Source organism: Henriciella sp., from assembly GCF_049649345.1.
Taxonomy (GTDB): domain Bacteria; phylum Pseudomonadota; class Alphaproteobacteria; order Caulobacterales; family Hyphomonadaceae; genus Henriciella.
On record NZ_JBARZC010000180.1, the window covers coordinates 1 to 11,539 of the forward strand.

An 11,539-nucleotide genomic window follows, 5' to 3' on the forward strand; every position below is an offset into this window, starting at 1 on the left:
GTCTTCGCATCATGACACGGATTCCGCTCACCGATGCGCTTGTCATCGTGCTCGTGACCGCCGTCACCGTGATGTATGATCTTGCCACTGCCGTCGTCGTCGGCGTGATCGTCTCGGCGCTCGCCTATGCCTGGAACAATGCCCGCCGCATCCGCATCATCGAGCGCGACTCGATTGGCACGCCAGGCGCGCATGTTTACGAAATCGAAGGCCCACTCTTCTTCGGCTCGACCGATGGCTTTGCCGAACTCTTCCACCCGGAGACAGACCCGGACGTCGTCATCGTGGACTTCATGCGCTCGCGCGTCGTCGACCAGTCGGCGCTTCAAGCCATTGAGGATCTTGCTGCCAAATATGAAGCGCTTGGGAAGACACTTCGCCTGCGCCATCTATCGCGCGACTGCCACAAACTGCTCCACCGCGCCGGCCAGCTCATGATCGATAGCGATGACGACCCCGATTATGCGCTCGCAGCGGACTATTCGGTCCGCACCGGCGCTTTTGGCAGCGGGCATTAAGTGATTGCCCGCAGGTGACGTGTGGCCCGCGTTTACCTAGTCTCTCGGGCATACCGGGAAACTGATTCGAAAGGCGCGCCCCATGTCCAAAGCCCCCATCGGCTCGAAAGCCAATCCGTCCGAATTCGACGTCCTCGACAAGATCGCAGACGACGAACCGTACTTTGTCATCCGCGCGCACGATCCGCTCTCGTCTGCCCTCGTTGAGCTGCACGCCTATATCGGCGCGGGACAGGCCGGCGCGGCCCATAACAAGCTCGCCGAGATCATGGCGCTGACGTCTGCGCGTGCCCCACGGCCGGCTTCCAGCCCGAAATACCGTGAGACCTTCGCCATCTCGCTCGCCATGGAGCAATGGCGCGACACGCATAACGACTGATGGGAAGGCGGCCTATTCGGCCGCATTCATCAGATTGTTCATCGTTTCGATCCAGCTCAGCCAGGCCGTGCGGCCCTCTTCTGTCAGGAAGATGCGTGTCTGCGGCCGTTTGCCGACAAAGCGCTTTTCCTGGCGGACATAGCCGGCCTCCTCAAGCTTCTTCAGATGCGTCGAGAGATTGCCGTCGGTGGCGCCGACCTTGTCGCGCAGCTCGCCGAAGATGGCCGGGCTGGCGGCCGTCAGATAGGCCATGATGCCGAGGCGCAGACGCCCATGGATGACATCGTCAATAGCTGAGTGATCGAAGGGATTTTCCTCGCTCATCGCTTCAGACAATCTCTGAGGGTTCCTGGCGCATAAGCAGGATGCCCGGCAGGAAAACGGTCGCGGCAGCGACCACGGCGCCGACCAGCCAGATGAGGTTTGAGCCGGCAAATAGTGCGGCAACACCACTGCTCGCAATCGCGCCCCAGCCGGCCAGCATGAGAATCCGGCTCTTGCCGAGCAGGCCCGCTGTGAGCTGGCACATGCCATAAACGCCGAGCACGAAGGGCACCGACCAGAGAAAACCGATACTCGCCTGGCCTTGCATGATGGAGCGGATGATCACGCCCGCGAAAAAGGAAAACAGAACCATGCCGCCCGCCATCCAGACCGTGGCGCTGATCTTGTTGCCGGCCGACGAGGCGCCTGGTTTGGAACTCGGAAAGGTCATCTGCATGATCTTGAAACCACCGAAGCCGAGCACGCCAAATGCCGTCCAGAGCCACATATAGGCTTCCGGGCCAAATCCCAGGGTGCCGCTCGCGATAACGTAGTGGCAGACATAGGCAATGGCGGCCAACCCGCCCCACCAGGCCAGAAACCGTCCGCCAAGCAGCGGCGCGTTCTGACCACTTTCGGCCAGGTCTCTCAGATAGCTCAGATCATCCGTCATGGATTGTGACATGGAAAAGTCCTCTATTCACTTTGAAACGCAAAGTACACTGTACGGGAGAACAAATCAAGGGGCTTCTGCGCATGGCCCGATCTGGTGTAAATTGATCAGAGACGACACGAGACCGGAAGCAGGCGATGACCACACCTATAAATTTCAACAAGGCCAGAAAGGCGAAAGTCCGCGCTGCCAAGGACCGGCAGGCGGTTGAAAACCGGGCAAAATTCGGCCGGACCAAGGCGCAGAAAGCCGCTGAAAAAGCCGCAAAGGACAAGCTCCAGACACAAATCGACGGCGCGAAGCGGGAACCCTGAGCCGGTCGGCCACGTTTGAAACAGACAAAATAGCGCTGAACCGGACAGCCGCTGAAAGCCGCTAGCAAGGAGTTCGACCGTGCCTGTCCCCAAGTCTGTTCTCGCGAAAATTCTGATCGTAGCCGCCTGCTTCGCCATCGCCGCCTTTGCGACTTATGCAACGGCGATGGGCTAGACATATTATTACAGGCATGTAATCTGCATCCTGTCCCCAATGATCAATGCGATGGTGGGACAGCTATGCTCAGCGCAAAAGATTTCTGGAAATTTGCCTTTATCGGGGTCTGCTTTGCCTGTGCGGCAACAGCCGCCTATCTGATGCACGAGACCCCGTTCTAGGGACGCAGCCCTAGCTTCCGGCCTGATCCTCAGCGGGGGCGACGGATTGCCATTCGCTCTCGTCGCGCATCAGCCTGTCCAGCAACTCCTGGCCCGTTCGGTAAGACGACATCCGCGCCAGCGCCTGACTGAAATCCTTCATCGGGGTGCCTGTGCCGCTCATCGCTGCTGATTGCGACGCCGCTTCGGCATAGAGCGAATGGGCTCCGAGAAAGTCACCCGCCGATTCATAACACGCCCCGAGATTGTGCGTGACGGCTGGCGCGTTCGGATATTCAAGCTTCAGATCCTTCCAGACGGCGCAGGACAGATAAGGCTCGTCCCGCCCGGCTTTCACGGCCTGTTCAAAACGCGGATCGGCGCGCACGGCAGGGTCAACCGCCTCATCGACAAAGGTCGCGCGCATGGTCGAATTTCGGGGCGCAATATCATTGCGAACCTTGTAGACCGTATCGGACAGAGCATCGCGCACCATGTCGAAGGGCGGCTCGACGCCCCCGATCATGCCGTATGACCAGCCGCCATGATGGCGCTTGCCGCGCCGGCCATGCCAGTAGGCCTCGTCGCAGCTCTCATGACTGGACGAGCCATAATAGGTCTCAGAAAACAGGACACGGCCCGTTCCGTATTCGACAAGGCGCGGGGTCACCGACACGTCGACTTCCTCGCGCAGGCAGATCTCTTCGACTTCATGGCGGTGCTCGCAATCGAAAAGGCCATCCCACTCAACGCATTTGTTGACGGTCCGCGTATATTCCTCGGCCTCGTAGGACTCGATATTGGTGATGCCTTCATAGATGCCGGCGCGCTGGCCGTCGGGGACATAACCGTCAGAATAGCGTGCGATCGAGAACCAGGGCGCCCCGTCCAGGGTCGCGCTGGCGAGCATGGCTTCAAAACGGTCGGCATACCAGTTCCCGGCAGGCCCGCTGAAGCGGCCGACATCCACGGTACGGGTTTCAACCGCAGCCGTGTGCGGCGGCACGATGGTCGCGGCATAATCAATGCCCGGCGTCGAACAGGCTGCAAGCGTGGCAAGCCCGGTCAGTGCAATTGCTGTTCTCATACCTCATCCCCTTTTACAGGTTTCATCACAGCGACTTTAGGAATGCTCAAGTGAACGCCTACTGAATGATTTGTACCGAAAAACTCATTGAATGACAGCGCGGCCTGTCCCAGATACTTGCCCAGTGAAATAAATGGAGACTGCCCATGTCGTCTGCTGCCCCCCTGTTCGAACCGTTCAAGATTAAATCGTTGGAGCTTCCGAACCGGATCGTCATGGCCCCAATGACGCGCGGCTTCAGCCCGGACGGCGTGCCGACCGACGATGTGGCCGCCTATTATGCCCGCCGCGCCGAAGCCGATGTCGGCCTGATCCTGTCTGAAGGCACGCTGGTCCCGCGCAAGGGCGCCTCGGACAATCCGAACTACCCCCTCTTCCACACAGACGCAGCCCTCGCCGGCTGGAAGAAGGTGATCGGCGCGGTCCACGACAAGGGCGGCAAGATGGGCCCGCAGATCTGGCACCAGGGGCTCCTGCGCAAGACCGGCACCGGCCATTTCCCCGATGCACCTTCTGACAGCCCGTCCGGCGTCACCCACAAGGGCAAGCAGATCTTCGAGGAGCCGACAGAGTCCGAAGTCGCCGACATGATCGACGCCTATGCGAAGGCCGCCGCAAGCGCAAAAGAGCTTGGTTTCGACACCGTCGAGATCCACGGCGCGCATGGCTACCTGATCGACCAGTTCTTCTGGGAGGTGATGAACCGGCGCGAGGACAAATATGGCGGCGACCTTGCCGAGCGCGCCCGCTTTGCCGGCGAAATCATTTCCGAGGTCAAGAAAGCCGTCGGCCCCGACATGCCGGTCATCCTGCGCTTCTCGCAATGGAAGCAGCAGGACTATGACGCTAAACTCGCTAAGACGCCGCAGGAATTCGAAGCTTTCCTCAAAGTCTTCGTCGACGCAGGCGTCGATGTCCTTCACGCCAGCCAACGCCGTTTCTGGGAAGCCGAATTCCCTGATGTCGACGGCGAGAATGGCCTGAACACCGCTGGCTGGGCCAAGAAGCTCACAGGCCTTCCGACCATCACGGTGGGCTCTGTGGGCCTGGCGGGTGAATTCACCGCAGCGATGCGGGGCGAGAGCTCCAAGACCCGCCCGCTTACCGATGTCGTCGAGCGTCTGGAGAAGGGTGAGTTCGACCTCGTCGCTGTCGGCCGCGCGCTGCTCCAGGACCCGGAATGGGCGAGCAAGGTGAAGGAAGGCCGCACCGACGAGCTGCAGGATTACGACGCCAAGGCAATGGCGACGCTGTACTAGCGAGCAAGGATTCTCCTCCCCCGCCTGCGGGGGAGGACAAACGCCGCTGGCCTCACCTCGACCTTGACGCCTTGCCCTATCCATGCGCGATCTGCCCGTCTCAAAAAAGGGGTACGCACATGAAATACCTGCACACCATTGTCGCCATCGGCCTTCTAGCCGCCTGCGCGCCAGCCACCACAGAACCGGCCGCCGAAGCACAGGCGCCGCCGGTCGATGCTGAAATGGAAGTGGTCGAAGCCGCAGAAGCTTCGGCGTCCGCAGAGAACATCGTGAAGGGTGTCTATCAAGGCTTCGAATATGGCGACATGGACGCCGTCACAGCCAGCTTCTCGCGGGACATCATCTGGAACGAGGCGGAAAACAGCCCCTATTCGGATCAGAACCCTTATGAAGGTGCGGACGAAATCGTGACCGGCCTGTTCGCGCGGCTTGGCGGGGAATGGGACTTTTTCAACGCCGTACCATCGGAGTTCATCTCCGAGAGCGACAAAGTCGTCGCGATCGGCCGCTACACCGCGAAACACGCCAGGTCCGGCAAGGAAATGGATATTCCCTTTGTTCATGTCTGGACGGTTGAGGACGGTGAGATCACCGGATTCCAGCAGTACACAGACACGCTCGGCCATACAGAGGCGATGGTCGCGGACGAGTAGACACTCGACCGCTCTTCCCGGCGCAGGCCGGGATGATCGGGTCATTGAAAAAATTCCACGTGACTGCCGCTGCGGTAGTGGCCTCATGCTGACCAAAAATCAGGGAGGCCAGAATGAGCTATGAACAGATCAAGGTGGAGACGCGCGGACCGGTCTGCCTCATCACGCTGAACCGGCCCGAAAAGCTGAATGCCTGGACGCCCGATATGAGCCGCGAGCTGGGACAGGCAATCACGGCGGCGAATGAGGACGAGGATATCGGCGCCATTGTAATGGCCGGCGAGGGGCGCGGCTTCTGCGCCGGCGCCGACATGTCCTACTTCCAGACCAATATCGACGCGTCCGAAACCAAGGCCCACAAGCGCGATGGCGGCATCGACTGGATCACGCTCATCCGCTCGTCAAAGCCGTGTATCGCCGCAGTCAACGGACCGGCCTTCGGCATCGGCGTGACGCAGATTCTACCTTTCGACATGATCATTGCGTCGACAGCGGCGAAGTTCGGCCTCGTCTTTGTGAAGGTCGGCATCGTGCCGGAACTGGCAAGCTCGCACTTCCTCATCCAGCGCGTCGGCTGGGGCAAGGCGCATGATCTTCTACTGACCGCCCGGCCCGTCTCCGGCGAGGAAGCCGTGACGATCGGCCTTGCCGACAGGCTGTCCGAGCCCGACGCCTTGCTCGATGACGCTCTGGCGCTTGCCGACCAGATGGCGGCCAACCCGTCGCCCATGCTGCGCATGACCAAGGAGCTGCTGTCGGCGAATGCCTGCGACCCCGACACCACCCGCATCCAGGCGCGCGAGCATGAAGCCCTGGAGCTCTGCTACACCCTGCCCGAGCACAAGGAAGCCGTCGCCGCCTTCTCCGAAAAACGCAAACCGGATTTCAAGGCCGCGCGCCACAAAGCCCAGGCAAGGATCGACTAGAGCAGGTCCGGATCGGTGATCACCTCGACGAGGCTAGGACCGCTATGGGCCAGGGCCTCAGCGAGGTGGCGCTCCACATCGTCTCGTGTTTTCGCGATATGCCCCATGCCGCCGCAGGCACGCGCAAAGCCGGCAAAGGGCGGATTGACGAGTCCCGTCTGCCAGACCGGGAATTCGCCGGCACGCTGCTCCTTCGAGATCTTGCCGAGCTCTGAATTGTTCATCAGCACGTGGGTGATGTTCATCCCGTATTTGACTGCGGTGGTGAACTCCATCGCATACTGGCCGAAGCCGCCATCACCACTCACCGAGATCACTTTCCGGCCCCGGAATGCGTCCCGGTCCTGTGTGGCCGCCCATGCCCCCATGGCCGCCGGAAAACCGAAGCCGATGGAACCGAGATAACCCGACATCAGGATGCGTTGATCGCCCGTCGGCTCAAAATAGCGTCCGAAGGAATAAGTATTGTTGCCGACATCAACCGCGAAGATCGCGTCTTTGGGAGCGAGGCGCGTCAGCGTATCAAAGAGCGCGGCGGCAGACAGGCCCCGGCCATTGTCCTCCATCACGCGACTGGCCTTCTCTTTTCGCCACAGTTCCCAGCGCCCCGCTAACTCCTCGCGCTGGACAATTCCGGTAATCTCATGGCTCGCGAGCGCCGATTTCAACTGTGCGGCGGCGACGGCGACATCGCCCATGACCGGCAGGGTTACAGGGTGGCGCTTGGCCAGCATCATCGGATCGCGGTCCACCTGGATAATCGGCTTTGAAGGCTCGATGCCGGTATGGTCGGAGAAGGATGCGCCGAGCACGAGCAACACGTCTGCCTCGTTCATGAACCAGCTCGCGATCGGCGTGCCCGACCGCCCCATCACGCCGGCCGCCAGCGGATGCGCGTCCGCGATCAGCCCCTTGGCCTTGAACGTTGTCGCGACAGGCGCATCGAGCGCTTCAGCGAGCTCGATCGCTGCAGCTACGCCATCGCGCGCACCGTATCCGAGAATGATCATTGGGCGCTTGGCCCGGGCGATCATGTCTGCAGCGGCTTGAAGATCCTCGGCGGGCGGCGCGACAGCCCGGTTAGCCATCCGCCCTTTCGGCCCCTGCGCCTTCTGCGCATCCGTCGCAGGCAGCGTCTGGGTATTGTCCGGAAGGACGAGATGGCCGACGCCCTGCTCAAGGATTGCCGTCTTGATCGCGCCTGTCATGAGTTGCGCATGGGCCGAGCCCGGATGAACCGTCTGCGAGTAGGCCGCCACCGCTTCGAAGGCGGCTTCAAGATCAATGTCCTGAAAGGCATGGACGCCGGTGACCTGCTCCTGCACCTGGCCAGTGATCGCAAGTGCTGGCGCGCTGTCTACCTTTGCGTCCCACATGCCCGTCAGCAAATTCGTCGCCCCGGGCCCCGCAATCGTGAAGGCAGCAGCCGGGATGCCGGTCAGCTTGCCATAGGCCGAAGCGGCAAACGCGGCCGCGCCTTCGTGGCGAATGCCATAATAGTTGAGTTTGCCGGCATCGGCCTGGACGCGCATCGCATCAGCAAAGCCGAGATTGGAATGGCCGACCATGCCGAAGACGCTGGTGACGCCCCAGTTCACCATCGTCTCGACCATCACATCAGACACGGTGCGCGGGCGTTCCGGCGCTGGCGGCAGGCCGACATAGACGCCATCCTCGCGCGTCTCGACCGGGAAGGTCTCCTGTCCTGAATCCTCATGCCCGCCGGGCGGCTTACCCGTCAGCGGGTCGAAGTCCCAGCCATGCCAGGGGCAGCGCAGCCAGCATTTGCCATCAACGCCCGTCTCGATCGAGCCTTCGCCGAGCGGTCCGCCCTGGTGGGGGCAGTGATTGTCCATGGCAGCGTACTGACCATCGAAGTGGACGATCGCAAGCGATCGCCCGCCCGCCGAGGCCGATTTCACCCGGCCCTCGGCAAGCTCATCAAGCTCGGCAACCTTTAGCCATTCCAGCGTCTCACCCATTCCGCACCCTCCCTTTGCGCCTTGCCGGACCAGTTAACCCATAAGGGCACGACTGAGCACATCACAATCTGGAGACGCGGGTATGACTGTCGTTCTGGAGGACTATTTGCAATCTGCCAGCAGGGCATAAGACTTATCGCGCGGGCCGCAGCTCGTATGGCTCAACCGGGAGGAAGAGTGAGGCAGGTAAGCGGCAATTACGCCTTCTCATAGGCCGCCTTGAGCCAGGCTTTCACTTCCTCGTCGACCTCTTCTGCCGCCTGGATCTTGATCTTGTGGGTACACATTCCGCCCGGCTTTTCCTCGATCAGGCGGATCGTGCCCGCCTCGCCCTTGAGATTGAGACCGAGATCGACGCGCGTCTTTGTTGCCGGGGTCACGACCGCGAAGTTCTTCGACCGGCGGAAAGCGACAGAAGTCTTCTTCGGCGCGATCTCGACATCGGAACCAAGACCACTGGCGTAGGCTGCGAGCGCCTCATAGATCGGTTTCAGCCCCTCCTTGCCCTCATACTGGCCCGACAGCAGATCATCTTCGCTGGCATCCAGACGGCCCTTGGCGGCCTGACAGATAAAATTGGCGTAGCCGTGGGTGATCCCGTGCTCGGTCTTGAGCATTTTCATTTGCTCACCATGCTTTTCAAGACCACTCGCTTTGACGAGTTTGACCCAGTGGTCGAGCGGCTTGCCCGTCTTCTCCTCAACCCCCGCGGTCATGCTTTCGAGCATTTCTTCAGATGTCTTCGCCATATCCTTGTCTCCCTATTTCCGCGTCAGTGGCCAGTTCTCGATCTTGCACGCAGCCGGCGTCATCATGCCCATTAGGGGCCCGAGCCACATCACCATCTTACCCGAAAATTTCGGTTTGCCCGTCTCGGCCAGCGATTTGAGGTTCTGCGTGATGAACGGCCCGCCCTGCGCCATGGACTTTGCGGTCTTGCTGTCCGCTGGCACGCCTGTCGTGGTCAGCGAGAATTCGACGCCTTCTGCGGTCTCTTTCAGATCATAGGTGACGGTGCAGAACTCATCATCCCACTGGGTGAACTTGAAGGTGTGGGCGTAGCGATGGGGCGGCGAGAACTCGATCACTTCGCCGACCACACTGGCATATTTGCGGTTCGGCGTGACCATGCGCATCCGGTTGCCCGGCGCGAGCGTTCCAGTCTGCGCCTCGCATACAGCGCCGAAGAAGAAGGGCAGTACCTCGTCTGTCTTCACCAGCGTGTTCCAGACGACCTCGATCGGTGCATCGATCACCACTTTGTAGACCTGCTTGTCCTCGGCCTTCGCTGGCGCCTTCGCAGCTTCATTCATCGTCTTCATCCCTTTTTCTGGCGGCCTGTTCGGCCAAGGTTTTTATGGAAGTGAGTTTGCCGGCGAAGGTCTCGCTATAGCCGTCGAGCCAGCGCTCCTGGATTTGCCGGATCGGCACGGCGTTGAGATAGAGACGCCGCGTGCGCCCTTGTTTCTCGCTGACGACGAGCCCGGCTTTTTCCAGCACGGCGAGATGGTTCATCACGGCGATCCGGCTGACATCGAACCCTTTTGCAAGCTCCCCGACCGAGCAGCCGGGCTTTGCCTTCAGCATGTCGAGGATCTTCCGCCGGCTCTCATGGGCCAGCGCCTGGAAGACACCCGACATATCATCATTAGTAATCATGTAATTACATTTTTACATATTCGAACGGAAGTCAAGTCTGATCTGCGCGGCGGCGAGTGCCGTACTCAGATTAAAGGAGTGATCTGCCCCGTGAATCCAAAACACATTCTTGCCCTTGCTGCGCTCGCCACAACTGCCGTGGCAACAGGCTGCCTCTCCAATTCCATTGAGAGTTTCGCCGACGCCGACCGCACGCTTCGCCTTGAGGAGTATTTCGTCGGCGAGTCGAAAGCCTATGGCATTTTCGAGGACCGGTTCGGAAAGATCCGCCGCCAGTTCGATGTCGACATCACGGGTACGCTGGACGGAAACACGCTGACCCTGGTCGAAGAGTTCGACTATTATGATGGCGAGCAGGACACCCGCACCTGGACCATCGAAATTCTGGGAAACGGTTATTATCGCGGCACCGCGAACGATGTGCCGGACATGGCTGAGGGCCGCGCGGTCGGAAACGCATTCAACTGGACCTACAAGGTAGATCTGAAGGTTGGCGACGACACGTGGAATGTCGGCTTCGACGACTGGATGTATCTGTTGCAGGACGATGTCCTGATCAATCGGGCCTATGTCACGCGCTATGGCATCCGCATCGGCGAAGTCACGATCACTTTTCAGAAATAGACGGCGGCGAGGCGCCTAGCCAAGCTTCACATTCTGCTTGCCCATGATGACGTCATTGCGGAACTGGATACAGTCGCCATTGCTTGGCTCAGGGCCGAGATAGCCGCCGCGCATCCGGTCATGGCGGTCGAATTCGGCCGCCAGTGTCGTCATCTCATTCGCGATCTCGCGCTGCAGCTGCCCGGTTACTGCGCCGGCCCACATTTCGAGCTCTCCGTCGGGAAGCCGCTCCATGCGCGAGCGCGTATCGCGCTTGTATTCCGCATTCGCCATGTCGCGAAGCTTCACAAGCTTGGCCTCGTTCGCCTTGCGATAGGCGTCCATGGCCTTGACCATATGCTGATCATAATTGCCATAGCCGCCTGCGCACTGGCTCAGCGTGCCGAGCGTGGCCTGGTATTTCTCAACCTCGTCTCTTGCAGAAAATGCTGAACGCGCCGGCTCGCCCGGCAGGGCCGCTTGAGGCACCACAGCGGCGACCCTGAGATCGCCTTGCTGAATGTCGATCCCCTCGAGCGTGGGTTGCGATGGCGATCCGCCAAATCCGAGGACTAGCCCGCCAGCAATACCGGCGACAGGCAAAGCAGCAACGCCGGCCCAGAACCATTTGCCGGTGCCCGATTTTTCGGTCCTGGCGACAAGCGCATCGCGGTCAAACCCTTCCATGGACGTTACTCCCACTCGATCTTGCGGTGAAAGTAACCGCAAATTGCTACTCAGCGTTTAATTGGACCGTCGGGATTGTCGGCAACCGACTCACAAGACCCGCACCTGTTCTCGCCGGCCGCTTTAGGCGCAGCTGACCCCTGCCAAGCCCGGCGAAGCCTGCTATATGTTCTAGATGAGTTCTGCCCCGAATCGCCGCCCCTCAATCTCGGAC

Annotated in this window: 15 protein-coding genes; 7 read left to right on the forward strand and 8 right to left on the reverse strand. The window is 60.5% G+C overall.

The genetic code is table 11. From position 1 onward, the window contains the following. Both WA989_RS04440 and WA989_RS04445 read left to right on the forward strand, forming a co-directional pair. On the forward strand, positions 1-518 hold a 518-nt coding region (locus tag WA989_RS04440), incomplete at its 5' end, for an STAS domain-containing protein (RefSeq protein ID WP_424339300.1). 82 nt (positions 519-600) lie between these two features. Continuing rightward, positions 601-897 carry an aspartate decarboxylase gene (locus WA989_RS04445; protein WP_424339301.1) on the forward strand — a complete coding sequence of 99 codons (297 nt, stop codon included), beginning with the start codon at positions 601-603 and terminating at the stop codon, positions 895-897. 12 nt (positions 898-909) lie between these two features. On the opposite strand, the gene WA989_RS04450 is transcribed toward WA989_RS04445, so the two are convergent. Beyond that, complete coding sequence (locus WA989_RS04450; protein WP_424339314.1) at positions 910-1,221, reverse strand: winged helix-turn-helix domain-containing protein; 312 nt, start codon at positions 1,219-1,221, stop codon at positions 910-912. Positions 1,222-1,225: 4 nt separating this feature from the next. After that, entirely contained in the window at positions 1,226-1,846 is a 621-nt protein-coding gene (locus tag WA989_RS04455; RefSeq protein WP_424339302.1) for a hypothetical protein, read from the reverse strand. A gap of 125 nt (positions 1,847-1,971) precedes the next feature. Here WA989_RS04455 and WA989_RS04460 point away from each other — a divergent pair, with 125 nt between their 5' ends. Continuing rightward, positions 1,972-2,148 carry a DUF4169 family protein gene (locus WA989_RS04460; RefSeq protein WP_424339303.1) on the forward strand — a complete coding sequence of 59 codons (177 nt, stop codon included), beginning with the start codon at positions 1,972-1,974 and terminating at the stop codon, positions 2,146-2,148. Positions 2,149-2,497: 349 nt separating this feature from the next. Here WA989_RS04460 and WA989_RS04465 read toward each other — a convergent pair whose 3' ends face one another. Next, positions 2,498-3,553 (reverse strand): hypothetical protein, encoded by a 1,056-nt coding sequence (locus WA989_RS04465; RefSeq protein WP_424339304.1) that lies wholly within the window; start codon positions 3,551-3,553, stop codon positions 2,498-2,500. Between the two features lie 146 nt (positions 3,554-3,699). Between WA989_RS04465 and WA989_RS04470 the strand changes: the two genes are divergently transcribed. From WA989_RS04470 to WA989_RS04480, 3 genes are all read left to right on the forward strand, one after another. Next, the gene (locus tag WA989_RS04470) at positions 3,700-4,812 is read left to right on the forward strand and encodes an NADH:flavin oxidoreductase (RefSeq protein WP_424339305.1); all 1,113 of its coding nucleotides are present in this window, start codon (positions 3,700-3,702) and stop codon (positions 4,810-4,812) included. A 119-nt stretch (positions 4,813-4,931) separates the two neighbouring features. Continuing rightward, a complete protein-coding gene (locus WA989_RS04475) occupies positions 4,932-5,468 on the forward strand; it encodes a nuclear transport factor 2 family protein (RefSeq protein WP_424339306.1) in 537 nt (178 codons plus the stop codon). Between the two features lie 113 nt (positions 5,469-5,581). Then, positions 5,582-6,394, forward strand: coding sequence for an enoyl-CoA hydratase/isomerase family protein (locus WA989_RS04480; protein ID WP_424339307.1), 813 nt, complete (start codon positions 5,582-5,584; stop codon positions 6,392-6,394). Here the strand turns inward: WA989_RS04480 and WA989_RS04485 are convergent. The 4 genes from WA989_RS04485 to WA989_RS04500 all read right to left on the reverse strand — a co-directional run bounded on the left by WA989_RS04485 (position 6,391) and on the right by WA989_RS04500 (position 10,035). Next, the gene (locus WA989_RS04485; protein WP_424339308.1) at positions 6,391-8,376 is read right to left on the reverse strand and encodes a thiamine pyrophosphate-dependent enzyme; all 1,986 of its coding nucleotides are present in this window, start codon (positions 8,374-8,376) and stop codon (positions 6,391-6,393) included. The genes WA989_RS04480 and WA989_RS04485 overlap by 4 nt on opposite strands. Positions 8,377-8,573: 197 nt before the next feature. Continuing rightward, positions 8,574-9,125: a DUF4287 domain-containing protein gene (locus WA989_RS04490; RefSeq protein WP_424339309.1), complete on the reverse strand. Its 552-nt coding sequence runs from the start codon at positions 9,123-9,125 to the stop codon at positions 8,574-8,576. Positions 9,126-9,137: 12 nt separating this feature from the next. Beyond that, complete coding sequence (locus tag WA989_RS04495) at positions 9,138-9,689, reverse strand: SRPBCC domain-containing protein (protein ID WP_424339310.1); 552 nt, start codon at positions 9,687-9,689, stop codon at positions 9,138-9,140. Continuing rightward, positions 9,682-10,035 carry an ArsR/SmtB family transcription factor gene (locus tag WA989_RS04500; RefSeq protein WP_424339311.1) on the reverse strand — a complete coding sequence of 118 codons (354 nt, stop codon included), beginning with the start codon at positions 10,033-10,035 and terminating at the stop codon, positions 9,682-9,684. Before WA989_RS04500 ends, WA989_RS04495 begins: the two co-directional genes overlap by 8 nt. Positions 10,036-10,125: 90 nt before the next feature. On the opposite strand from WA989_RS04500, the gene WA989_RS04505 reads away from it, so the two are divergent. Next, positions 10,126-10,659, forward strand: a complete 534-nt coding sequence (locus WA989_RS04505) for a DUF3833 domain-containing protein (protein WP_424339312.1) — start codon at positions 10,126-10,128, stop codon at positions 10,657-10,659. Between the two features lie 15 nt (positions 10,660-10,674). On the opposite strand, the gene WA989_RS04510 is transcribed toward WA989_RS04505, so the two are convergent. Then, complete coding sequence (locus WA989_RS04510; protein ID WP_424339313.1) at positions 10,675-11,325, reverse strand: hypothetical protein; 651 nt, start codon at positions 11,323-11,325, stop codon at positions 10,675-10,677. Between the last annotated feature and the right edge of the window lie 214 nt (positions 11,326-11,539).

What these genes read in the sequence shown, in the direction of transcription:
- WA989_RS04450 (WP_424339314.1), bottom strand. Translation starts at nt 1,221, where the DNA reads ATGAGCGAGGAAAATCCCTTCGATCACTCAGCTATTGACGATGTCATC.
- WA989_RS04460 (WP_424339303.1), top strand. Translation starts at nt 1,972, where the DNA reads ATGACCACACCTATAAATTTCAACAAGGCCAGAAAGGCGAAAGTCCGC.
- WA989_RS04445 (WP_424339301.1), top strand. Translation starts at nt 601, where the DNA reads ATGTCCAAAGCCCCCATCGGCTCGAAAGCCAATCCGTCCGAATTCGAC.
- WA989_RS04510 (WP_424339313.1), bottom strand. Translation starts at nt 11,325, where the DNA reads ATGGAAGGGTTTGACCGCGATGCGCTTGTCGCCAGGACCGAAAAATCG.
- WA989_RS04485 (WP_424339308.1), bottom strand. Translation starts at nt 8,376, where the DNA reads ATGGGTGAGACGCTGGAATGGCTAAAGGTTGCCGAGCTTGATGAGCTT.
- WA989_RS04455 (WP_424339302.1), bottom strand. Translation starts at nt 1,846, where the DNA reads ATGTCACAATCCATGACGGATGATCTGAGCTATCTGAGAGACCTGGCC.
- WA989_RS04495 (WP_424339310.1), bottom strand. Translation starts at nt 9,689, where the DNA reads ATGAATGAAGCTGCGAAGGCGCCAGCGAAGGCCGAGGACAAGCAGGTC.
- WA989_RS04500 (WP_424339311.1), bottom strand. Translation starts at nt 10,035, where the DNA reads ATGATTACTAATGATGATATGTCGGGTGTCTTCCAGGCGCTGGCCCAT.
- WA989_RS04465 (WP_424339304.1), bottom strand. Translation starts at nt 3,553, where the DNA reads ATGAGAACAGCAATTGCACTGACCGGGCTTGCCACGCTTGCAGCCTGT.
- WA989_RS04470 (WP_424339305.1), top strand. Translation starts at nt 3,700, where the DNA reads ATGTCGTCTGCTGCCCCCCTGTTCGAACCGTTCAAGATTAAATCGTTG.
- WA989_RS04475 (WP_424339306.1), top strand. Translation starts at nt 4,932, where the DNA reads ATGAAATACCTGCACACCATTGTCGCCATCGGCCTTCTAGCCGCCTGC.
- WA989_RS04480 (WP_424339307.1), top strand. Translation starts at nt 5,582, where the DNA reads ATGAGCTATGAACAGATCAAGGTGGAGACGCGCGGACCGGTCTGCCTC.
- WA989_RS04490 (WP_424339309.1), bottom strand. Translation starts at nt 9,125, where the DNA reads ATGGCGAAGACATCTGAAGAAATGCTCGAAAGCATGACCGCGGGGGTT.